Here is a 21,260-nt window from a genome sequence, read left to right as displayed (position 1 = left end):
ACCTGTGTCACTAATGAGATATTTACAGCAAGTCTTCTTAATGGTGTTTTTGTTGTGTATTACCAGTTGTAATTGGGAAGAATTACCCACCAATAAAACGCTCAAACAGTGTCAGAAGCCAACTTTAGAGATGCCCTCACAAGTAGGATCAAATAGATTGGAGTTTTCAGTAACTCTTTCCAATACACAGGATGTATCGCAGGTTACTTGGAATATTTCGGGGCCATCGGCTAATCCTACCGTCACTCAAAACAACACAGCAGGTTATCGTGCAACAGTAGCTGTCGGTGGAACATATACTTTAACAGCCACCTATAGAACTACTTGTGGAGAAACTGGTGAACTAAGAACCACCTATACATCAGCAGGCTGTCAACGCCCAAACGATAAGTTACTGTTTTCGCCCAATAATGAAGACCCTATTAAAACTACTTTTACACTGGAAGGTAACACATCAGATATTTCAACAGTAAGTTGGCGCAATGGAACCACTACAATCATTGATAAAAATGCCAGTACCCCTTTTATCCTTGACTTTGATTTTCAAAGGGGACAAACGTATAATATTTCTGCCAGTTTCAGTGATAAATGTGGTAATTCAGGCACAGCTACCTCAGACATTTATGCTCCTAAATCTTGTGCCATACCAAGTAATATAAGAGCGATTCCAGCCAATAGTGGCCTCAGTATTCCATTGGCTTTTGATGGATTTACTAATGATTTGTCTTCAACCAAATGGACTGTTACAGATGTAACTAATAATAGTATCGTTTTTGATCAAAGCTACTCTACGTCGCCATTTGCCCCCTCTTCAAGCGTAACATTACCTTTGGAAGATAGAAAGTACCGCATCGAAGTACAGTACAGCGACAAATGTGGGGGTACTAATTTAAGGCTCGGAGCGGTTGAATATACAACGCCCACATCTGGTATCACATCGAATGGGAGTTTTTCTGGATGGAGAGCCGGTGGGGCAGGAGATGACAGAGGGAATGCTATTGACACAGACCGTTTTGGCAATGTATATGTGGTTGGAAATTATGGTGGTGCTATTGATTTTGGCAATGGTAGCATCAGTCCAGCGGGCTCTAATGATGTATTTATTGCCAAATACAACAGTACTGGTGGCTTCTCATGGGTACAAAGAGTAGTGGGTAATGGCAACGATGAAGGAAAGTCAATTGTAATAGATCCTGCTAATGGAGATGTTTATGTGACAGGGCAGGTAAGTGCAGGAGGACGTGTATTTCCAACCCCTACCGATGCGCGCAATTCAACCAATGCTCAATCTTTCAATAACGTAGCCAACGATGTGTTTGTAGTAAAATACAATACAAACGGTACGCTTATATGGAGGCAAGTATTTAGTGGAAATAATGCTGCACAAGGGCTTTCGATAGATTTACACTCTTCGGGGGTTTATGTAGCGGGCACGTTTACGTTTCCTTTTATCAATATAGGATCTATAAGAGTGTCTGCTCCTAATGGAGAGGCTAGTAAGCAGGAGGGATTTTTGACTAAATTGAACACCAGTAATGGCACTCCTATATGGGCAGTGGGGATAGGTGGTTATGAAAATGATTTTATCAGTGGTGTCTCGGTAGATCCTGACGGGGTAGCTTATCTCACAGGTTCTATTGCTTCGCCAGCAACATTTAGATCAGCCTCTGGGGCATCTTCAACGCAAAGTTCCAATGCCAATCCAGATATTTTTATCGCCAAATATAGTTCAGTAGGCAACTTCATGGCTTTTCATGCTGCTAATTCTGGTAATAATAGCTTTGGAACAAATATTAAAGTGAAGGGAGAGTCTGTGTACGTTTCAGGGCTTATGAATGGGACTCGTTATGGTTCTTTGACCGTTCCTAATCGTGGTAGTACAGATACTTTTGTGGGTAAGTATGCAAAAGAAAGCTTGGCTGTACAGTGGGTTCAAACGGCAGGATCATCTGGGGGAGATGGAGCCAATGGTATTGACGTAGATGACCAGGGAAATATTTATTTGACAGGATATTACAGCGACAATGCGACTTTCGGCACATTGTCATCTATTCGGTCGGTCGGACAAGGAGATATTTTTGTAGCATCTTATGGCACCAATGGTAATTTCAAGTGGGTAAAGACGACTGGAAGTACTGGGCCAGATGGCGCTGTTTTTATAAGGCTTAATGATAGTCAAACGGTATTGTATTTCACTGGGTTTTACGGAGCAGCTGTTAATTTTCCCCCTGCGTTTCTATTTAGTGGAGGGACATTTGATTTCTTTGTGGGTAAATTCCCGTAATTGATTGTTTGATAGTAAAACGGCGTTAATTTTGTTTGATTCAACAAATCTCACTAAAAATGCGTATTTGGACAACTCTCTTTTGCTTTTTTGCTCTGAGTGCAATCAATACAAAAGCACAAAAAAAGACTATTACCAAAGGAGAAGAGCGTATCATCAAACAAGCCGCTCGAAATATAATCACGGAATTACCAAAAGAATATGACCATTTTCTTACTTCAAGTGTACAAGAACGTAAAGACAGATTGGGTGATTTACTGACTCCAGGAGAAGAACGGATGTTTTGGGATAACGCAAGCAAAAGTTATGAGAATGATTTTGCCATTAGAGATATTCAAGATTTGCCAGATTCTGAAAAGGAATTGACAATAGAAGATTATTTTGACTATCTGGCCACACATTTTGGTACGAAAGATAATGGTGAAAATCGAAATCAGGGAAAACAAGTGACGGTTTCAGCACCTATACTAAAAATCTGTTATACCCCCTTTGATTCTACTCTTTTTGTGAAGGCGTATTTTACTATTCAATACGATGGCGGAGCTGAAAATGGATACAAATTTAAGTCCGTAGGGCGGGTAGCAGAATTAGTAATGGAAAAAGAGAGACGCTGGCGAGCATACATAAGAGCGATTCGTTTTCTGGATGCCCGAGATAATGAAAATGATTATTCCAAAAATGTGATAGTAAGCGAAGATAACTCAAAAGAAGCCGTAAATTTTGCAGAAATTCTAAGTAATGCGTCCCTAACAAAAAAGATGGTGAGCAGAGACCCTCTACTCAAAGCATACGAGCAGGAAGCATCTTGGGGACTTTTGATAGATGAGGATAAAGAAAAAAAAATTTTAGCTGAGCCGCAATGGTGTGATATTGAAAATTTTGAACAAGGTTTGGCGGCAGTTTGCCGTGAGGGTAGCTGGGGTTACATCAATACAAAGGGGGAGCTTGTGATTCCGTACCAATATGCTCAAGTATCGGCATTTAAAAATGGAAAAGCGACTGTACTAAAAAACGGAAAACTTAAACCGATTGTAATAGATACTTTTGGAAATGAAATCAAATAAAACGCTCAATAGTTGGCAAGGATTAAGTCCTTAGAAAAACGCCCATACATAGTAGGGATTTGTTCTTTTTTATCAGGGCTGTATTTTTTGGAATATTGACGTACATTTTTGTTTACATACTGATATAATTCCAAGGCACTGATGGATTGGTCTTGATTTTTGTCTGCTTCACCTTGTAATGCCTTTAGGAGGTAAAAAGTAAAGACTCCTTGCCCTAAACGCCCGTACTCTCCCGAGAGTTGATTGGCTAAAGAAGACAAAAATACAATGACATTTGTATTTAAGACATGCTGAATCTCATCTTTTTCTGGAAAAGATTGCTTCTTAATAGTGCCTGATTTGCATGCATCTGCAATACACAGTTTAAGCCTCGCATTACAGTTTTTGAATGCTTCTTTCACTTCTTTATGTGATACAAATATTTTGATACCGCTGGTTTCGTAGGGTAAAAATACGCCCGAATCGCCATGACCAGAGAAATAAAAAATCACTTGGTCGTCAGTTTTGGCTTTTGTAAATAGTTTAAGTGCATTGAGAATATTGGGTTTAGTGGCCATATCATTTAGTAATAAAATCACATTAGACTTTGGTACCTTTTGTCCATTGACATTTGTAAGATAGCTGTAAAACAGTTGTGCATCTCGACTTGCAAAATGTAAATCCCCTTTTGAAGGCCTGAATTTTTGATAATTGGATACTCCCACCACAACAGCGTAAGTAGCTTGACTAAAAACCTTGATATTGAAGTACCACAATAGGGAAAACAGCGTCGCATAAAAGCGTAAGGATGTTGAGGTTGGAGTAATCATATTTTAAACCGAATCTTTCTTTATTTTCTTTGTTTTAAGTTCTTGGATTGAGGGGGGTTCTTTGCCAGTATTAGGGTCTATTTTATGTTTGATTCCTTCCTTCTCATAGATAATTTGTGTATTCCCAATGATTTCTAAACTTTCGATGCCCTCAAAGCGCTTATCTGGCCTGATGAGGTAGAGTTTTAGACTTTTCTCATCATAGGAGTAAGCTACACAAACGCCCTCGCGGTAACTTTCTTCGTCAAAAACGATTTTTTTTTCTTTCTTTTTGGCTGGTTCCCACGAGAAATAATCATTACCTTTTTTGAAAATAGTAAAGTTATACTTTTTGGAAACTGGAAATAGTTTTTCTTGGGTGGGTTCGTTTGTAGAAATCGTTCTTGGAGATACCTGTTTTTTAGGTCTTATGATTGCTTCGGACAAAGCCTGAGTGGTTGATGGCTTTGTATGGCTTGAATCAATCGTTTTTTCTACCAAAGGCTTAGGAGATGGTAAGGAACTTTTTTCAACAAAATACCAAGCCAATAGCGCCATTCCTACTAGAAAAATAGCAGCTCCAATCAGCAATAGATTCTTTTTGGGGGAAGTACCAGCTACTTCCGTTGACTTTGTGGCAGCTGTTGGAGAACGAACAAATTGAGTAGGTGTATCTTCTTGAAATGTATTAAACTGTGTCTTAGCAGAGAATGAGCTATTGTTTGAAGGTACTGTTGATAGAGGTGAAGTTAAATATTCAAGAGGTATTTTGCCTTCTACGCCTTGAACTCGAATCAAATAAGCAGAGAAATTGTCTCTAGTCTTACCAAGACATTCTTGGCGAATATTTTCAAGTTTTTCTACATCCTCTATATTATTGTCTTCTGTGTTGCGTAAGTGATACAGAAGGAGGTCGTCATGTATTTGTTCCAAAACACCATCAGAACAAAGAAAAAAGTAATCATTTGGGCGTATATCACCGATGATTTGGACAGTAGGGGTATCTCTCCTATCGGCAGAAATAGCTTTAGTGATTTGATTCCTATCTGGATGTATCATTGCCTCGTCAGCGGAAATACGTCCCTCTTTAAGCAAAAGAGTGATGAATTTATGGTCTTCAGTTACGCTTAAAATCTCATTGTTTCTAATATGATACACCCGGCTATCTCCAATATGCACTACGGAAACTCCTGCTTCATGGAAATGCACCAGTGCCATGGTAGTGGCCATACCATGTGTCTCAGGATTTTGCTGCTCTTTTTGCTTGAATTTTTCGTGGGTATATTCCAGCGCTCTTATCATGTACCCCTCATCTGCTACCTTAGGGGGGTGGTTCATAAAGAATTCTGCAATACTTTCACAAGCAAGCGAACTTGCCGCTTCACCTTTGCTTTGTCCTCCTACCCCATCACAGACTATAAACAATTCGACCTGATTAGTGGTATTGGGTAGAGGAAAAATAGAGTCTTCATTATTGGCTCTTCCGCCAACTTCAGAAAACCCTACGGGTTGATGAATAGAGATTTTCATTAGATTTTACTTTATGATAACCGTAGGAGTATAATCTGAGTCTTGAACAATTCGAGTGGCATCTTGGGCATTTGCAACCGTTTTAATGGTCTTGATAATAGCCTTAGTTGTTCCCATTTGGATAGTGTCTCCATCATTAAGATAAACCACATCGTTTGGCTGAAGAGGCTTGGCAATTGCATTGACAAATGTACCATTCGTACTCATATTTTCGGGGGTACCACTACTTGTTTTTCTATCAGAGAGTAAGTAGTCAAAACCACCAGAACGATTAGGCTTGACTTCTAAGACACAGTGATTACGACTCATAAATACATCCTGAGAATTGATCATAATATCGCAGGGACTACTGCTGTTGAGTCGTCCTATGACTTGCCTTCCCAAACGAAGTGTGTGAGTCTGACTTGGAGCATTTTCATCATGGACTATCAACCATCCATAGTCTTGTTTGACTCCCGTGCCTGCATTAATATTGGGCCTCGGATTAGGAATTGGAGGAGGAGGTGTTACCGAGGCTGGTGCTACTTTGGCTACAGGGGTTTGGGGCGTTGCATTATTGCTTGAGCTAACCGTCACGGGGTTTGGATACCCACAATTGCCACACTTGACAATGGGACTGCCTGTATTGGTAATTTTAAGCCTTGTACCACATTTTTTACAAGTAATTTCCATCTTTTTAATTTTAACCTAAAAAATCATTGGCAGCGTTAGAATCGTTATCAAAATAAGGGTCCGAAATTTCTTCATTTTGCGAAGACATCGTATCATTATTTTCTTGGTCATCGTCCATATCTTGCGCTTCTATTTCCTCTTCGGTGACTTCTTCATGAGAAGAATTATACTCACTAACAGTCATAGACTCCATTGGTTGCATCTCATTTGAAACAATATTTTGTTGTTCTTCATCATACATAAAAGCTGTTTCTACTTGCCCATCACTATTCATATCCATTGCTACAAATGTATTTTTTCCATCTTGATTGAGGGTAATGACATCAACTAAAGCATCTTTATCCAAATCAAGTCCAACGATGTACCCACCCTCTTTTTCAATAATACTGACTGGCAAATCTGATGTATCGGCGGGTACTTGGCCTACATATGAAGCATTTTGAAACTCACTGCCGTTTTCTACTTCGGGAATTTGGCTAATGTCAGTCATCGACATAGCAGTCTTTTCGATAGCAGAAGAATAAACCGCTCCCGTAGCCGAATCGAGCGTGTAACGGGTATCTAATTTTCCGTCACCATCTGTATCTATCATCACTATTGGTGGCTGACCTTGGATTCTCGCTGTCAGTACCTCTGCAATCCCATCCTCATTTTTATCAATGCCAGTCCACATAATCTCACCACGTTCGGCAATCACTATATGACTATCAGAAGTGACTGCTGCTGGCTCTGGTTCAACGGGATCAATAATAGGCTCAACCATTTTCAACCATTGTTCTTTTTTATTGTCTGGAAGACTTTCCCATTCGCTCTCACTATAAGTACCATAGTAGGTATCATTCCAAACAAAAAGCCCCCCTGGGCCGACTTCTGCTCTTGCGGTTTTAAAGGCTTCTTCAAACGACATTTCATCATCAACTTTTGTCGCTACCTCTGCTTCATTGGGGACATCAATAAAAGAATGGGATTTTTCTTCTATCTGAGGGCGTGGCGTGGGTTTTGGAGAAGGTATTTGAGGTTTGGATTCTGCTATGGTGGGATTGTCTTTGGACACTTCTTTCTGTTCTATTTCAATTACAGGTGCCTCCACGACCTGAGGTACTTCATTAACAACAGGAGGGGGAGGTGGTGCATCTTCTGAAAGATTAACAAAAACAATAGCCCCCAGACCAAGTGTCAGCACCCCGCCCGTAGCCAGCAAAATCTTTTCCTCTTTAGTTAGTTTCTTAGCACTGGGTTTTATGGTAGCCTTTGGCATCGAAGGCATAGGAGGAGGTGTAAAAGATGGAGGAGGAGCAGCTTCTTTTGCTTTTTGAGCAAATAGCTGAGTTTTTTCAAAATCAAGTGGATTCATTTGAGTTTAAATTTAAAGTTATGTTATTATAGGTTTTTTACAACTCCTACAATTTTTTACCTGTAATAACACAGGATATGGATCTGAGATTTTAATTTGACAGTGTGGACAGCGATAGTTAATGTCAAATTGTTCATTAAGTTTAGTAAGATTAAGTCCTCTTTTCTCGCTCGCAAATTTTTTGGAATTGAAAAAAGACCAACTGGCTATAGCAAATGAGATTAGTGAGCCTATTATTGAGATAAACCGATATTCAGGAGGAAAAAAAGCAATAGAAGCTCCAAACAAGGCTGCTATTGGGATACCTAAGGATTGATAACGAGCATTGAGGGCCTCGTTTCGTTGAATTTCTTCCAATCTACTTTTCTTAGCCATGTAGTCTTCATATATTTTTTTTAGTTTTTGATTAGAAGACTCAACAATCGGCTCAAGTTTTAATTCTTGGGTTGGGACTATTTTAGGTGGAGTATTAGTAGTAGAAGGAGGTTCTTTTGTAGAAGAATTAAGGACTAAAGACCATTCAAGAGGAGTTTGACCAAAAATTACTTGATTTATTGGGCTAATTTCCTTACGATATATACGTACTCCATCTACTAAAGTACCATTTCTCGATCCTAAATCTTGTAACTCCCAAGTATTTGTTCTTTCATCTAAAAGTGTGAGAACTGCGTGATCACCACTTACGTCAGCATTTGTTAGTACAATGGTATTGCCTGGTTTACGGCCAATTGTTACTCGTTTGGAGATGTTCATAAAAAGTACTAAGTAATCTTGCAAAGATGTGATTTAATTCGCATTGGAAAAATACGTCATTTGACGTATTTTTCCAATCATTTTTCTTATATAAAATTGCAGGATTATTTATCGTGACAAAAAGATAAGGTTCTTATGACCGTTAGATAAGTTTCGATGACAAACAGTTGATTTAGAGAAAAAAAACAATACTTTTGAAGCCCTTTCAGTTGTGTTTTTCAAACATATTTTTCTAAGCCTTTCACCCTATGATTTCGAGTATTTCTTTCCATAGCAACCTCAAACGTGCTATCCAAGTCGCGCAGTCATTAGCTAAAGAAAATCATCATACAACGTATGGAGCAGGCCATTTGCTCAAAGGTATCTTGCATAATGATGTGGGGTTAGCAAGTATATTGGCTGTATGGGGTGTAGATGTTCACTATTTAAGAGATTGGGCTGATATTCGCATAGAAAAGTATCCAAAATCTGCTAGAACAGAACCTGAACCACGGGGAGATGGGCAAGTGCAAGCCACACTGGAAGTCTCGGATATTATACGAATGAAACTTGGAGAAGATGAAATAACTCCTCTTGCTGTACTAACGGCCATAAGTCGTCCAGGCGTAGCCTTTCAAAAAGACCAACTTAAATCCTTCCCTCTTAATGAAACGGAGCTCCTCGAGAAAGCTATGGCAGAAGTGGGAGTTCAAAATGCAGTTAGTAGTAGTCTGCCAAGTCAAGCTAAATCTGTCACCTCAGCAGGAGGTAAAGTTTCAGCGCAAGCCTTGCTTAAATTTTGTATAGACAAAACAGCCGTAGCGCGTGATGGAAAGCTTGACCCCATAATTGGGCGCGATAAAGAAACTCGGATGACTGTTGAGATTTTGGGCCGACGCACCAAGCCAAACGTCATTATTGTAGGCGAACCTGGCGTTGGTAAAACTGCACTGGTGGAAGGACTCGCACAGTTAATTGTGGCCGAACAAGTACCAGGGCATTTACAAAACGCTTCGCTATTTCAATTGGATATGGGAGCCCTTATTGCGGGGGCATCGTACAAAGGTGAAATCGAAGACCGCCTCAAAAATATCATTGCCGAAGTAAAGCAGTTTGAAAAAGCATTACTCTTTATTGATGAAATACATATTTTAATGGATCCTCAAAGTGGAGCAATGGGCTTAGTGAATTTGCTCAAACCAGAGCTATCTCGTGGAGAACTTACGGTCATTGGGGCTACAACACTTGATGAGTTTCGTAAATACATGGAACCTGACGAAGCATTTGCTCGACGGTTTGAATTGGTCAAAGTCGAAGAACCCGACGAAATTACGGCTACTCGTATGATAGGCAAGGTGGTTACACTTTTTGAAAATCACCACCAAATAAGCGTTGCCTCTGATACTATAGCCGAAACTGTACGATTGGCTCGTAGATACGTCAAAGACCGTCGTTTACCTGATGCTGCAATTGATCTCATAGATCGTACCATGGCGGCTATGCGCCTCATGAGTGAAACTACCCAGCGCGAAATAGATAACCTTCGTATTGAATTAGAAGCTATTAGAGACCAAAATCATGCCAAGGACCCGCAAATTTACACTCAAGAACTTCGCTGGTTTGACCGCCAACTCAAAGATCGCCTCAGTCCGATACTATTAGGGCAGCTTGAAGATCAGCCCGATCTCAATCAAATGGAAGTCCCTGGAGTCATTGCCGATTACTTGACTGATTTATTGGGCCAACTCGAAACCATCGGGGGGGGCAGCAAAACGACCGTCGAAAAAAGTGATGTGGCCGCTGTGGTAGCGCACAAAACTGGAATCCCGTTGGGCAAAATTCAATCAAAAGAACGAGAAAAACTCCTTCAACTCGATGAACACCTCAAAAAACGGGTAGTTGGGCAAGACCATGCAACTAAGGTAATTGCCGACGCCATCTTAGAAAATCGTTCAGGACTGAGCCGCCCAGGGCAGCCCATTGGCTCGTTTTTCTTCTCGGGTCCTACGGGCACGGGCAAAACCGAATTGGCCAAAACCATGGCCGACTTTCTGTTTAACGATGAAAAAGCCTTGATTCGGTTTGATATGTCGGAGTTTAAAGAAGAACACTCGGCCGCCGTTCTTTACGGTGCTCCTCCAGGCTACGTGGGCTACGAAGAAGGTGGTCTGTTGGTAACCAAAATCAAGCAGCAGCCCTTTGCCATTGTGCTTTTCGACGAAATCGAAAAGGCGCACCCATCAGTATTTGATTTGTTTTTGCAGATTCTCGACGAAGGCACACTTCACGACCGCCTCGGGCGTGAAGGAGATTTTTCCAACGCAATCATTTTGTTTACCTCTAACATTGGTTCCGAATGGATAGCCGATCAGTTTGGTAAGGGTAAAATTCCAGCATCCAATGACATCTTAGATTTGATGACCAAGCACTTCCGTCCAGAGTTTTTGGGGCGTCTCACGGAGATCATTCCTTTTAGCCCCATTACCGAAAGTGCAGTTATCAATATTTTTAATATCCAACTCAAGCCCCTCACTAATCTCCTTGAAAAACAAGGAATCACCCTGATGTTGGATGACGACGCTCGTAAAGCACTTGCCCTCGAAGGTTTTACCCCTAAATATGGCGCACGGCCTATTAGAGGCGTTATTCGCAATCGAATTCGCCGCCCACTCTCGCGTATGATTGTAGCGGGTGAGTTACCCAAGGGCAGCCAGATACGATTGAAAATGGGCGAGAATGGAGCGTTTGGTTGGGAGAAAATGGATTGAAAATTCGAAGATTCTACCATCGTAATGGTTCACTTCGCTATTAAAAATTTCTATTATATAGACTACATTACAGGTTTTTAACCTTGAATATAGCTTTCTAAAATTTAAACAAGCAATAATAATGACAGAGGAAAAATTACCAAGTGTTACTTGGATAGGCGTAGGTGCAAAATATGGAGGCATAATTGGAGCAGTAGGTGTAGAAACTAACTCATGTTGGATGGTCAATTTAGAAACTTTTGAAACTGTAACTCTCAACATCGAATCAATCAAATTTGGTTTGGGATTAGGAGGAGGCTTAGGGGGGTGTATGGTTATAGCACTCAATTGCCCTCACCCACGAGTATTGATTAAAGATTCATGGGAAGCACAAAAAAACATAGATTTATCTGTATCATTGGGCGCACGCTGGGCGGAATTTGCAAAAAGTTCAATCATCTACCTAAAACCACTTATAAAAATGGGGCCATCGGCCGTTAAAGGAATAATAGAAGGTTCAAAGCGTGCGGACGACTTACGAAATTTAGGCCATCTAATTTATGGTAATTACTCCTTGTGGACAAAAGGGAAACCTGATCCACAAATCATGGTAGTTGATTTTCCAGTTGGAGGGTATGCACTTGAGTTGAGTGTAACAAGCAGTCTTCAGCGTGTTTCTATTATATAGATTACTTCATATTCTTTTCTGATCAGAATTTGCAATCCGAGAATAAAAACCATCAAAAAGTAAAAATGCAGGATAACTGCTCAAGGGCAGCCAGATACAATTGAAAATGGGAGAGAATGGAGCGTTTGAATGGGAGAAAAAATAAAAAATGAAAAAAACAATGCCTAATCACCACATTCTATTGGCAATTGATGGAACAGGTTCATCTGATTGGATGAGAAGAGATGGCTTAAATAGTCATGTACATAGATTCATGTCTGATTTTCAAGGAGGGTATGGCGTTTCTAAAATTTTTAGACATGGTCCCGCTGGTGCCTCTGGACTTGATGTAGGTAGTATTATTGACGAAGGTGTACGGGATGTGTATCGAATGATTGGACGTGCTTTGACGAATGGAGCTAACCTCAATGATATCAAAATAAACCTTGTAGGGCATAGCAGAGGGGGATTTGCAGTGTTGAAAATCGCTAATTTCCTTCAAAATCCCATTTCTTTTGTAAGACCTGCCAGTAGAGGTGCTCAAGAGGTTCAGTTTTTTAATCGTACCATGGGACAAAGCATTCCACCTTCACTAAATGTAAATTTTATCGGTTTATACGATGCTGTAAAGCGTGCAGCAGTAGAGACAGAGGGGGATTTATCCCTAAGAAATGTCAATAAAGTGGCGCATGCCATCAGGCAAAATATGAATCGAAGCCGTATCAGTTTTAGTGGGATTGGTATTCCAAGTGCAACCAATAACCAATTCGACACTTCTCATGGCGGGATTGGGGGAGACCCTGGTTTCTTTACACAGTGGAGTTTAGGTGCAGGAACAGACATCTATTGTAATGCACTGGATTTAATTGGAGAAGAAGGCTGGGTACAACGATTTAACCCTTACGGTTCTTGGCGGCCACAGGGGTCAAGGCAAGAAAGAATTTTACAAGTTCGAGGTTTTTGGCAATCATCAATTAATGCTGATACCTTTCTTAGGAGTCAAGCACAGCAAGCAAATGTTCCTTTATCAGGTCAATCACAACATATCCCGTGGCAAGAAGGCGATGAAATTCGGGGACAACAGCTCAAAAGAATTGTTGGGATGTAATGCCTTAAAAGAGATAGTTCATGTAGAGTCATTTAGATAAATCAGAATTTTATGCCATTAGAATTTAACACTCAGGTGGGAGACCATCATTTGTTACTTTCCATTGATGGAACTGGATCTGCCAAATGGAGAGATAGTGGGGGGCAAAATAGCCACGTACGGCGGTTTTTCAATGATTTTGGGGGGCATAAAAAGGCATATCTTGATGGACCTGATACTTTAGGGTTTCTTATGATTGATCGTATTTTAGATGGCGTAAGATGGGTTTTAGACGAAATACAAAACCTAATTATGCAGGGAATTAAACAGGAAAATATTAAGCTTAATTTAGTGGGTCATAGCCGTGGTGGATTTGGAGTTTTAAAAATAGCCGAGATGCTTCAATCACGCTCCACGTGGTGGAGTGAAGCAAAATCCCTCAATCGCCCTGTAGAATCACAAATGCATGGACTAAAACGAGTGATAGAGAGTAAAAAAAATATTTCCTATCCTATTAAAATCAATTTTATTGGGTTATATGATGCCGTAGATAGTACAGCAGGCATTGATATAAATATTTCGACCCAAAATGTACGGATGTTGGCGAATGCAGTTAGGAAATCTGCAAACATTAAAAACCGAATAGATGCTGAATTTTTCAAATCTACATCGCGCCCCTATATGTTTAAATCTTTATTAGTTTTGCCTTGGGCGCATGAGTCCTTTGATACTTCACATGGGGGAATTGGGGGAGATCCTGGTTTTTTTGAAGACCCATATAGTTTGGCGGATCTAACTGACCTTTACTGTAATGCCATGCCTATCATTCTTACTGAAAACGAACTAAAAATTAGAGATAGGTGGTGGACTAAAACTCTTACTCCAGAACTTAAACTTAATCGAATTATGGAGTTAAAGAACTATTGGAAGAATTCTCAGGCAGCAGATAATTACATCCGAAATCGTGCATTAATGGCTGGTGTGCCTCTTATTGGTTCTTCTCTTTTTGTTCCATGGCATAGCTCTAAAGAGGAATATGGGCGACGTTTAAAGATGCTCATCAACGGAATATATGACAATGTTAATTTGGATTCAACTGCATTGCTTTAATACTTTTTACAGTAAATTGGCATTATGAATAAAACCTACCTACTTTTTTTTGTTTTACTTTCATCAATAGCGATGAGTCAGACTATCACTAGTGGAAATTATGCAGGGGAGTGTATGCTTTCATTACTACCCAATCAAAAAGTGCCTTCAATAATGTCATTGAAGGTAGAAGGTGACAATGTTACTGGAACTGTGACCCTATCGGCCAACGGGTCAGAGCTGACTTATAAAATAAGGGCAAAAAAAAATGATAAAATTTACGAAGGAAAAATAGCTGAAGCCTCAGGAGAATTAGACCTTCGTTTAGCTAATATTAGTGTAATAAACCCCTCAAAAAAAGGAATTTACTTAGAGGCTCATCAGTTTGACATTGTGATACTTAGTGGTGAGTTTCAAAAAAACAACGGTACTACTCCCACAGCTCAAAAGCCTTCGGGAGCCCAAGGTACATCCAAACCAGCAGCGGGTGTGGCAAACCTCCCTCGCGACGCGCGTTTAGTAGGGGTCTGGGAAAGTATTCGACAAAGTAGGGCGGGAGTTAAAAATCAAAAAAGATTGGGTTTGTACGAAGATGGGCGAATGGAAATTGTAACGCGGACCTCGGCGGTAACCTACAGTGGTGGATACGGTGTAAGTTTTGACGATGGCTGGGAGCAAGCTACAGACGTACAAAACCTCATCAATTCTGGTGCGCGATGGTTTACCAAAAATGGTACTATTTGTTTTAAACTCGCAGACGGTAAGGAAGTACCATTTACATACTATTTTGTTGAATCTGTTGGAGCTGGAAAAACCAATCTATTTTTACAGCGCACCCCCAATCAAGAAAAAGCAGATGAAAGTTTCAGGAAAATTAAATAACAAGTAACTATAACTTAATAACCTCATGGCAATCGAAAAACCACAACTTGGCGGTGTCATCATAGATGAAGGCACGAGTGAAGCCATCAAATTGCTTCATGATAATAAAACCGCAATGGTCACTAAACTGACCGCAGACTCATTGGATGCCTCGCCCGTAGAAGGTATCCAAAAACTTCAAGATGCCTTTGACCGGTTTGAACCCAAGGTGGATGTAACGCACCAAACAGAGGATGGGGCGGATGTAAACGAAACGCTGCATTTTACCAATCTATCTGCCTTTACAGTGAAAGGAATGATTGAGCAAAGCGGCTTTTTACAAGAGTTAGAAGGGAAAAAGGAAGACTTTGAAACCCTCATTAAGCGCCTCATGTCCAACAAAGTATTTCAAAAAATGCTCGCTGACCCTGCTGGAAAAGCCGCTTTTTTGGATGCCATCAACGCCATGGTCGAAGAATTGGACAATGCAGATTAGCCAAGTAGGGCAAATAACCTTTAACAAAAAACAAAATGGCAGCAGAAGAACTACAACGCAAAGAAACCCAACTCAAAGAACGGCAGCCCGCCCGCCCCTTATCCGAATCAGTGTCGGCACTCGGAAAATTTGGCGGCTTTGACTTCCTCAAAACCATTATAGATGGTGCTGACAATATGGATCCTTCCAAAAAGGCTCGCAAAGCGATGTTTATGGAAGAGGAAGACAACAAAGCCGACCGTAAGAAATTAAAAGCAAGGCTCTTGGCAATTGCCGACATCGTATCTGCCCACGAAAATATAGCCGATATGGTGTCTGATGCTGAAAAGCGTGCAGCTTCTGCTTCCGAAACCCTCAAAAAAAATCTTCTCAATTGCTTAGAACAAACGCAAGAGTTAGAACAATCGTATCGCTCGTTGGGACTTTTCTTTGAAAATACAGCCGAGGAAAAAATCAAAAATTTGGTACTATTCGATGCAGGCAACGATGCCACCACCGATGCCGATAGTTTCAGTAATCCCAAAGGAATTTTCTCTCAGGTAGCGTTTGAACTCAACGAGGGTTACGATAAATTTGACCTGACCAACAACTACTCCCTACTTATCATTCCAGGATGGCTAAAGAAAAATACCATCGTGGACAAGTGGGCAGAGTTGGCACACAAAAACAAAGTGATGCTTATCACTGACTATCGCCACTTGGATAGTGCCGAAGATGTTGAAGTGGCTTTTGCCAAAGACAAACTCACTGGTTCAGACGCCCACAAAGCCCACGTGATGATGCCCTGCAACTACATTGTAGGACGCGAAGCCTATACCGAACTGGGCCAAGAAGAACATCTTTATGCTTCTCCCGCCATGGCCCTTGGTGGACTTCTTTGGGGAGGTAGCATTGCACAACCATCGGCAGGCTTGCAGCATGGTAAGCTCAAGATGGCAAGCGGTACACGTTTTACAATGCGTAAAAATGAAGTGGCACAACTCGAAAGCATGGGGCTTATCCCTCTTGACTATTCGTGGGGGCGTGTGATACCCCAATCGGCAAAAACCCTCTTTGATGGTGACAACGTGGGCCTTCAAACGTACAGTGTAGTACGGGTTTTCGACTGGATTGGCAAAATCATGCAAGATTTTCTCAACCGACGAACGTTCGAGAATATTAGTAATGCGATGCTTGAAGATATAAAAAAGCAGACCTCACGTTTTCTTAGCTCGATTCAAGGAAAAGTAATTGAAGGCTATTCCGAATTAAAAGTAGAAAGAGATAAAACGAACCCAACACGAATCATAATAGATGTCAAATTGAAGCCCTATTTTCCTGCTAAGGTATTTAATATTAGCCTCACTGGAACCAAAGGTGACTGGGACTCAGACATTAAATCTTAAAATCAAACAATTTTATATTTACCCAAAACCAATACAACAATGGCACACAAAGCAACGCTTGAAATTGATGGTGTAAAGTTTGAAGTACTGAACTGTTCGTACTCTTTTCACCAACACGTAAACCCGCATACCAACGAAACTACCTCAGAGATTTTTGGGGGTAATATTGATTTCACTGTCGCAACGCGCAAGGGTGATAAAATGGGCGATAATGCCAAAATCATTGAGTTGATGCTGCTACCCCACAAGGACGATGTCTCGGGAAATGCAGAGTTTTTCAACCAAAAGAATGAATCGGTACGTAAAATTACTTTCAAGCATGGTGCTGTAGTCAATTTTAGCGAAACGTTCTCCCTTGGTGGTGAACATGCAGGTACTCAAAGCTTTACCATCACGGTTCGAGATTTAGACGTTGATGGAAAAACGTTGGTGCTGAATCGCGAATAAAAAGTATTGAACTGATGGCTCAAGATAACAAACAGCACATTCAAAACATTTTAGGGTTGCTGGGCGCCCTAAGTCTTTGTGCTTACACAGGCCATCAACTGCCACAATTGTGGTCGGAATCATTATTTGGCGTTCAAACAACGATTCCGACCGCGTTACAAAAGCACCGACTAAGTCAGCCGACTATTTGGATAGGATGGCATCAAGACATTGTGGTACCGACGGAAAAGTACGATGGCCGTACAAATGATCTCGTGCTTATGCTCCCCTTTGTAGGTTCTCAAAAGCAAACAGCGCAAAAGTGGAGAGCGCTCAGCTACAAAGTTTTGGAGACGGACTCTACCCTCAGTACCGAGTACATGGTTGCCAAGACCAAGACGGTTGTGAGGCGGTTTGTTTATCAAAAACAGCAGGTGGGTATTGAGATTATCCACCTGAGGGTATGGTACCAGCCAAAAGCATTTGACGCCGACATTGAGAGGCAACTTATCCAAGGCACGCAGTTGAAAACCTTGCCCGCTCAGGAATACAACGAGAGAGTAAAGGCACTCAAAAAGGCTAAACAGCAGTGGAAGCAAGCAAAAGCTGATACCACGCTGTACATCAAACCAAACAGTGACGAAGGATGGGGAACGCCCAAAGCAAGTGACTTGACCACTAAAAACTGGATACTTAGAACCCTTGGTGACGAATTTTAAACCTGAAATGACGTATGATTCTCAATCAAACACTCACTTTTGAAGATTTAAAAGAATCTCAGAAAAACTCCTTTAACGGACGAAGAGCTCAGAAAGTGACTATCCCAGTAGGCACCTACTTCTATAAGTTTACTGACTGGGAACTGTTCAATTTGGATAAAGAATGCAAAGAAACGATTTCTCCTTTTTGGGGAACGATGGGCGATTTGGCTGACATCCTTGCGTATGCCCAAAAAACAGGCAAAACCTTGTTGGAATGTGTACGCGCCCGAAATGCCGTATTACACAATTGGAACGGCCTCACTTGCCTTATTGTGATACAAACCACGCAACCCATTGTGGGTTTTGCGGGGGATATTGGCCCCCAAACCGAGAAAGGTTATGCCAAAGAAGGCCAAACGTATGCACGTCATTTTACGACGCGACTCAATTTTTGGGGAGGAGCTTCACAGGTATGCCTTCCTCACCTTGAACGACAATACATCAAAGAAATTGTGCCACCCACCACGGTGTATATCAGAGATGATGTGAAAGCGATACAAGCGTTTTTGAAGGATTTTAAACTGATTTAAAATGAATATAAGTTACGAGGGTTCATATTCTGGTTTAGTGCCTTTTTACAATGGTGTACTTCTGTTCGTGTTTAGAAAACCCCAGACAACAGATAGTTATTACTTCTGTAGCAGGTATGCTGATGCCAAAAATAGTGGTTTGAAAAGTATAATATCAGATGAGTTTAAAATACGATTAGATAAAAATTGGCACTGGCATCATATTATTGAAAAAACGCACTTAAAACCCTTGTTTTCAGAATTAGAACTAAGTAATTTTTATCAAAATGTTATCCCTTGTGTATTGATACACTATGAAGTGCATAATTACTATAATGGCCTTCACGGTCGGGGTTCAAAAGTTGTTTTTGACTTGCCAAATTCAAGTACTGTGCTTGATAATAAGGGACGAGTGAACTATATAACAAATTTAAAAAAACTATATAGTGAAGTATATAGAGATGATAGAATTTTGTGGCAAATATCCATGAATATCCTTAACAAGCTATAAAAAATGAAATCTATATCATTCTTCGTTTCACTTTTAGTCGTGTTGAACAGCATGGCCCAAATCAATGGAAAGTGGGTTGGTCAAGCACAGAGTGTTGCTGGTATTACAGGTGTTGCAAATATAAAAATTGATGTAAAAGGACGGTATGTAACTGGTTCTTTTGAAACTCAAATGAATGGTTTGGTCAAGGTTTATTTTGAAGGATCTCTAACTAATTCAAGTTCAGCTACTTGTTTGGGTTATATAGATAATCAACCAGGACTTACGGTTGTACTTCAGAAAACTGGAACAAATTTAATCATGAATCTATACAATGGCCAGACTTTCTACTTGAATGCCGTTTTTAAACCAAAGATTTCAGGGGGTAACACAGGTGCAGCAGTACATGAAAATATAGTAGGTACATGGAAGTTTGAAGAATCTCGATCGAACACTAAAACCACTGAGTATTGGAGAATAACGGAGGATGGCCAGTTGCAAGGCAGCCAAAATAGTTTTTTTATGACAGGATATGGTCAAAGTAACACTAACGTTAGTGGTGAATCAAACAATGAACCGATACCTTGGATTCAAAATTTTAATGCAATGGGGGCAAGGTTATATACTAAAAACAATAGAGAGATTTGGATTAAGATACCAAAAAACAAAGATCAAAAATTGTTTGATTACCAGATTAGAGGCGATAGGCTTCTTTTATATTTTGATGGAAAAAATAAAAACGGGGAGAAAGTAGGGCTTTAATGTAAAAATACTTAAAGTTTATTTTTTCTAAAATACTAAAAAATATGAATAAATCTCTGAAAAAACCTTGCTTCGTTGTTGCTCAGCCTTAGCTTATTTCTACTTTTTAATACTTTTTATTGTACGTATAAACTTTTTAAACCATGATAGAGCCAAGTTCTGATGCCATTTTATCTGCCTCACCTCTTTCCAACTATCTGACATACTCAATTTTTGAAGGTGTGTTAGTAGGACGAATTGACGGTACATACGTTTCATGCAAAGCTTTAACTGGGGGAGGAGGTGCCTCAAAAGGGAAAATCACTGATAGTACAGTAGTAAATAACCCCTATTCTTGGGGGAAAAAGCGTACAAGTGTTGAAAAAGCTGCCCAGCGTGGAGGACCTATTCCACCAGGAGTTTATTCGGTTGCTAAGCCAGAAAAAATAAAATCTATAAATGGAATAGGAGCAAGGCTTACACCCACAGGACAAACGGCGACTTTATTAAAAAAAATTAATAGAGGTGGGTTTTTGATTCACGGGGCTGGTTATTATGGAAGCGATGGGTGCATTGTACCTCCAAATACAGCAGAATTTAGGGAACTCATGACTTTATTAGAAAAAAGTGCACCGATTACTTTATTAGTGCTTGAAAATTTGGGGTCTGATAGGTTTGCTTAAATCTAACTTTTTCCAACCATAAGATTTCTTTGTAAAAAGACAATTTTTAATATTTTCGCAAATTTTAAAATACAAAAATATGGGACTGACAAATGAAGAAAGGTTTGAATTATGCAGGAGAGAGGACGTTTTAGAACAGTCTTTGGTAGGGGAAGATATAGACATGTGCTATATAGCTCGTGAAAAGGTAGTACTTAAAAATTTTGAATTTCAGCGAGATTATGACTATGATAGTAGTTTTAAAATTATGGGGAAGCTATTTTGGGATTTTGCGCATGGTATGAGTGGGAATCGCCATACATATTTTGACCCAAACCATCCATTTTCTGAGAATCTTAAAAATACAAATATGATGAAAATTATAGTTGGTATATTCTATTTGGGCCTACTAAATTACCAAAGTGGAAAACGCGAGGATATTCCAAAAAAATATGTTTTTGAATTTTCAATTTTTAATGGAGATGATAGTGGGATATTAAATGAAATATTAAAAGATGGAAGATTTTCGCCAGCTCAATTTATAGGGTCTTGCACTTGCGATTTTATGTATTATGAAAAAAAACAAACTTTAAAAGTCCATATTTATGATACAAAAAATCTATGGTCGTTCCTATTTCATTTTCCTCCAGCAAAATTGATTCCGGAGGAACGTGATAAGTTTCCTTATCTTAGTACTACTTTTCAAGAATACGATTTGATTTTTACTCTTGATGAAATAAAAAAGATTTATAAATATGAAACTGACCCTGATAGGGTAACACAAATACTAAGAACATATGACACTCAAAATTTCAGATATAATATTACGCCATCAATGCTCCTTCAACCATTTTTTTAACTTTAAAAAAACTTTTTGTCATATTAAAAGATTACTCTTCGATAGTTAAAGGATTC

21 protein-coding genes are annotated in these 21,260 nt (G+C 39.9%); 16 read left to right on the top strand and 5 right to left on the bottom strand.

The genetic code is table 11. The annotated features are described in order from the left end of the window. The first annotated feature begins 13 nt into the window (after positions 1-13). Together AC23N5_RS19695 and AC23N5_RS19690 are read left to right on the top strand one after the other, a co-directional pair. Positions 14-2,284, top strand: a complete 2,271-nt coding sequence (locus AC23N5_RS19695; protein WP_487756914.1) for a hypothetical protein — start codon at positions 14-16, stop codon at positions 2,282-2,284. 35 nt (positions 2,285-2,319) lie between these two features. Then, entirely contained in the window at positions 2,320-3,348 is a 1,029-nt protein-coding gene (locus tag AC23N5_RS19690) for a WG repeat-containing protein (RefSeq protein ID WP_487756913.1), read from the top strand. Positions 3,349-3,353: 5 nt separating this feature from the next. On the opposite strand, the gene AC23N5_RS19685 is transcribed toward AC23N5_RS19690, so the two are convergent. Genes AC23N5_RS19685 through AC23N5_RS19665 form a run of 5 tightly spaced genes read right to left on the bottom strand, consistent with a single transcriptional unit; the run spans position 3,354 to position 8,445 of the window. Continuing rightward, positions 3,354-4,157, bottom strand: coding sequence for a caspase family protein (locus AC23N5_RS19685; RefSeq protein ID WP_487756912.1), 804 nt, complete (start codon positions 4,155-4,157; stop codon positions 3,354-3,356). Positions 4,158-4,160: 3 nt separating this feature from the next. Beyond that, positions 4,161-5,666, bottom strand: a complete 1,506-nt coding sequence (locus AC23N5_RS19680; protein ID WP_487756911.1) for a PP2C family protein-serine/threonine phosphatase — start codon at positions 5,664-5,666, stop codon at positions 4,161-4,163. 6 nt (positions 5,667-5,672) lie between these two features. Next, positions 5,673-6,338 carry an FHA domain-containing protein gene (locus AC23N5_RS19675; RefSeq protein WP_487756910.1) on the bottom strand — a complete coding sequence of 222 codons (666 nt, stop codon included), beginning with the start codon at positions 6,336-6,338 and terminating at the stop codon, positions 5,673-5,675. 10 nt (positions 6,339-6,348) lie between these two features. Continuing rightward, on the bottom strand, positions 6,349-7,692 hold the full coding sequence (locus tag AC23N5_RS19670; RefSeq protein ID WP_487756909.1) for a hypothetical protein: 1,344 nt from the start codon (positions 7,690-7,692) through the stop codon (positions 6,349-6,351). Between the two features lie 18 nt (positions 7,693-7,710). Further along, on the bottom strand, positions 7,711-8,445 hold the full coding sequence (locus tag AC23N5_RS19665) for an FHA domain-containing protein (RefSeq protein WP_487756908.1): 735 nt from the start codon (positions 8,443-8,445) through the stop codon (positions 7,711-7,713). A 248-nt stretch (positions 8,446-8,693) separates the two neighbouring features. On the opposite strand from AC23N5_RS19665, the gene AC23N5_RS19660 reads away from it, so the two are divergent. The 14 genes from AC23N5_RS19660 to AC23N5_RS19595 all read left to right on the top strand — a co-directional run bounded on the left by AC23N5_RS19660 (position 8,694) and on the right by AC23N5_RS19595 (position 21,204). Continuing rightward, complete coding sequence (locus AC23N5_RS19660) at positions 8,694-11,192, top strand: ATP-dependent Clp protease ATP-binding subunit (protein WP_487756907.1); 2,499 nt, start codon at positions 8,694-8,696, stop codon at positions 11,190-11,192. Positions 11,193-11,313: 121 nt separating this feature from the next. After that, positions 11,314-11,859 (top strand): hypothetical protein, encoded by a 546-nt coding sequence (locus AC23N5_RS19655; protein ID WP_487756906.1) that lies wholly within the window; start codon positions 11,314-11,316, stop codon positions 11,857-11,859. Between the two features lie 148 nt (positions 11,860-12,007). Next, a complete protein-coding gene (locus tag AC23N5_RS19650; RefSeq protein ID WP_487756905.1) occupies positions 12,008-12,946 on the top strand; it encodes a hypothetical protein in 939 nt (312 codons plus the stop codon). A gap of 51 nt (positions 12,947-12,997) precedes the next feature. After that, positions 12,998-14,035: a hypothetical protein gene (locus tag AC23N5_RS19645; protein ID WP_487756904.1), complete on the top strand. Its 1,038-nt coding sequence runs from the start codon at positions 12,998-13,000 to the stop codon at positions 14,033-14,035. Positions 14,036-14,149: 114 nt separating this feature from the next. Then, positions 14,150-14,896 (top strand): hypothetical protein, encoded by a 747-nt coding sequence (locus tag AC23N5_RS19640; RefSeq protein WP_487756903.1) that lies wholly within the window; start codon positions 14,150-14,152, stop codon positions 14,894-14,896. A gap of 25 nt (positions 14,897-14,921) precedes the next feature. After that, positions 14,922-15,371 (top strand): hypothetical protein, encoded by a 450-nt coding sequence (locus AC23N5_RS19635; RefSeq protein ID WP_487756902.1) that lies wholly within the window; start codon positions 14,922-14,924, stop codon positions 15,369-15,371. Positions 15,372-15,406: 35 nt separating this feature from the next. Beyond that, positions 15,407-16,756 carry a type VI secretion system contractile sheath protein TssC gene (locus AC23N5_RS19630; protein WP_487756901.1) on the top strand — a complete coding sequence of 450 codons (1,350 nt, stop codon included), beginning with the start codon at positions 15,407-15,409 and terminating at the stop codon, positions 16,754-16,756. A 39-nt stretch (positions 16,757-16,795) separates the two neighbouring features. Next, the gene (tssD, locus tag AC23N5_RS19625; protein ID WP_487756900.1) at positions 16,796-17,203 is read left to right on the top strand and encodes a type VI secretion system tube protein TssD; all 408 of its coding nucleotides are present in this window, start codon (positions 16,796-16,798) and stop codon (positions 17,201-17,203) included. A gap of 14 nt (positions 17,204-17,217) precedes the next feature. After that, positions 17,218-17,901, top strand: coding sequence for a hypothetical protein (locus AC23N5_RS19620; RefSeq protein ID WP_487756899.1), 684 nt, complete (start codon positions 17,218-17,220; stop codon positions 17,899-17,901). A 14-nt stretch (positions 17,902-17,915) separates the two neighbouring features. After that, positions 17,916-18,473 (top strand): hypothetical protein, encoded by a 558-nt coding sequence (locus AC23N5_RS19615; protein WP_487756898.1) that lies wholly within the window; start codon positions 17,916-17,918, stop codon positions 18,471-18,473. A gap of 1 nt (position 18,474) precedes the next feature. Then, complete coding sequence (locus AC23N5_RS19610; protein ID WP_487756897.1) at positions 18,475-18,963, top strand: hypothetical protein; 489 nt, start codon at positions 18,475-18,477, stop codon at positions 18,961-18,963. Positions 18,964-18,966: 3 nt separating this feature from the next. Further along, positions 18,967-19,704: a hypothetical protein gene (locus AC23N5_RS19605; RefSeq protein ID WP_487756896.1), complete on the top strand. Its 738-nt coding sequence runs from the start codon at positions 18,967-18,969 to the stop codon at positions 19,702-19,704. A 143-nt stretch (positions 19,705-19,847) separates the two neighbouring features. After that, entirely contained in the window at positions 19,848-20,366 is a 519-nt protein-coding gene (locus AC23N5_RS19600; protein ID WP_487756895.1) for a hypothetical protein, read from the top strand. 79 nt (positions 20,367-20,445) lie between these two features. Continuing rightward, positions 20,446-21,204, top strand: a complete 759-nt coding sequence (locus AC23N5_RS19595; RefSeq protein ID WP_487756894.1) for a hypothetical protein — start codon at positions 20,446-20,448, stop codon at positions 21,202-21,204. Positions 21,205-21,260: the final 56 nt, after the last annotated feature.

It is taken from the genome of Runella sp. R5_40 (genome assembly GCF_057652295.1).
The sequence above is the reverse complement of the archived record's forward strand: the minus strand, read 5'-3'. Positions and strand labels throughout refer to the sequence as shown.

Excerpts from the sequence above, each read along its gene's own strand:
- tssD (WP_487756900.1), top strand. The coding sequence starts at position 16,796 with ATGGCACACAAAGCAACGCTTGAAATTGATGGTGTAAAGTTTGAAGTA.
- AC23N5_RS19675 (WP_487756910.1), bottom strand. The coding sequence starts at position 6,338 with ATGGAAATTACTTGTAAAAAATGTGGTACAAGGCTTAAAATTACCAAT.
- AC23N5_RS19640 (WP_487756903.1), top strand. The coding sequence starts at position 14,150 with ATGCTTTCATTACTACCCAATCAAAAAGTGCCTTCAATAATGTCATTG.
- AC23N5_RS19680 (WP_487756911.1), bottom strand. The coding sequence starts at position 5,666 with ATGAAAATCTCTATTCATCAACCCGTAGGGTTTTCTGAAGTTGGCGGA.
- AC23N5_RS19685 (WP_487756912.1), bottom strand. The coding sequence starts at position 4,157 with ATGATTACTCCAACCTCAACATCCTTACGCTTTTATGCGACGCTGTTT.
- AC23N5_RS19630 (WP_487756901.1), top strand. The coding sequence starts at position 15,407 with ATGGCAGCAGAAGAACTACAACGCAAAGAAACCCAACTCAAAGAACGG.
- AC23N5_RS19605 (WP_487756896.1), top strand. The coding sequence starts at position 18,967 with ATGAAATCTATATCATTCTTCGTTTCACTTTTAGTCGTGTTGAACAGC.
- AC23N5_RS19670 (WP_487756909.1), bottom strand. The coding sequence starts at position 7,692 with ATGAATCCACTTGATTTTGAAAAAACTCAGCTATTTGCTCAAAAAGCA.
- AC23N5_RS19610 (WP_487756897.1), top strand. The coding sequence starts at position 18,475 with ATGAATATAAGTTACGAGGGTTCATATTCTGGTTTAGTGCCTTTTTAC.
- AC23N5_RS19660 (WP_487756907.1), top strand. The coding sequence starts at position 8,694 with ATGATTTCGAGTATTTCTTTCCATAGCAACCTCAAACGTGCTATCCAA.
- AC23N5_RS19655 (WP_487756906.1), top strand. The coding sequence starts at position 11,314 with ATGACAGAGGAAAAATTACCAAGTGTTACTTGGATAGGCGTAGGTGCA.
- AC23N5_RS19650 (WP_487756905.1), top strand. The coding sequence starts at position 12,008 with ATGAAAAAAACAATGCCTAATCACCACATTCTATTGGCAATTGATGGA.
- AC23N5_RS19600 (WP_487756895.1), top strand. The coding sequence starts at position 19,848 with ATGATAGAGCCAAGTTCTGATGCCATTTTATCTGCCTCACCTCTTTCC.
- AC23N5_RS19620 (WP_487756899.1), top strand. The coding sequence starts at position 17,218 with ATGGCTCAAGATAACAAACAGCACATTCAAAACATTTTAGGGTTGCTG.
- AC23N5_RS19615 (WP_487756898.1), top strand. The coding sequence starts at position 17,916 with ATGATTCTCAATCAAACACTCACTTTTGAAGATTTAAAAGAATCTCAG.
- AC23N5_RS19635 (WP_487756902.1), top strand. The coding sequence starts at position 14,922 with ATGGCAATCGAAAAACCACAACTTGGCGGTGTCATCATAGATGAAGGC.
- AC23N5_RS19665 (WP_487756908.1), bottom strand. The coding sequence starts at position 8,445 with ATGAACATCTCCAAACGAGTAACAATTGGCCGTAAACCAGGCAATACC.
- AC23N5_RS19645 (WP_487756904.1), top strand. The coding sequence starts at position 12,998 with ATGCCATTAGAATTTAACACTCAGGTGGGAGACCATCATTTGTTACTT.
- AC23N5_RS19695 (WP_487756914.1), top strand. The coding sequence starts at position 14 with ATGAGATATTTACAGCAAGTCTTCTTAATGGTGTTTTTGTTGTGTATT.
- AC23N5_RS19595 (WP_487756894.1), top strand. The coding sequence starts at position 20,446 with ATGGGACTGACAAATGAAGAAAGGTTTGAATTATGCAGGAGAGAGGAC.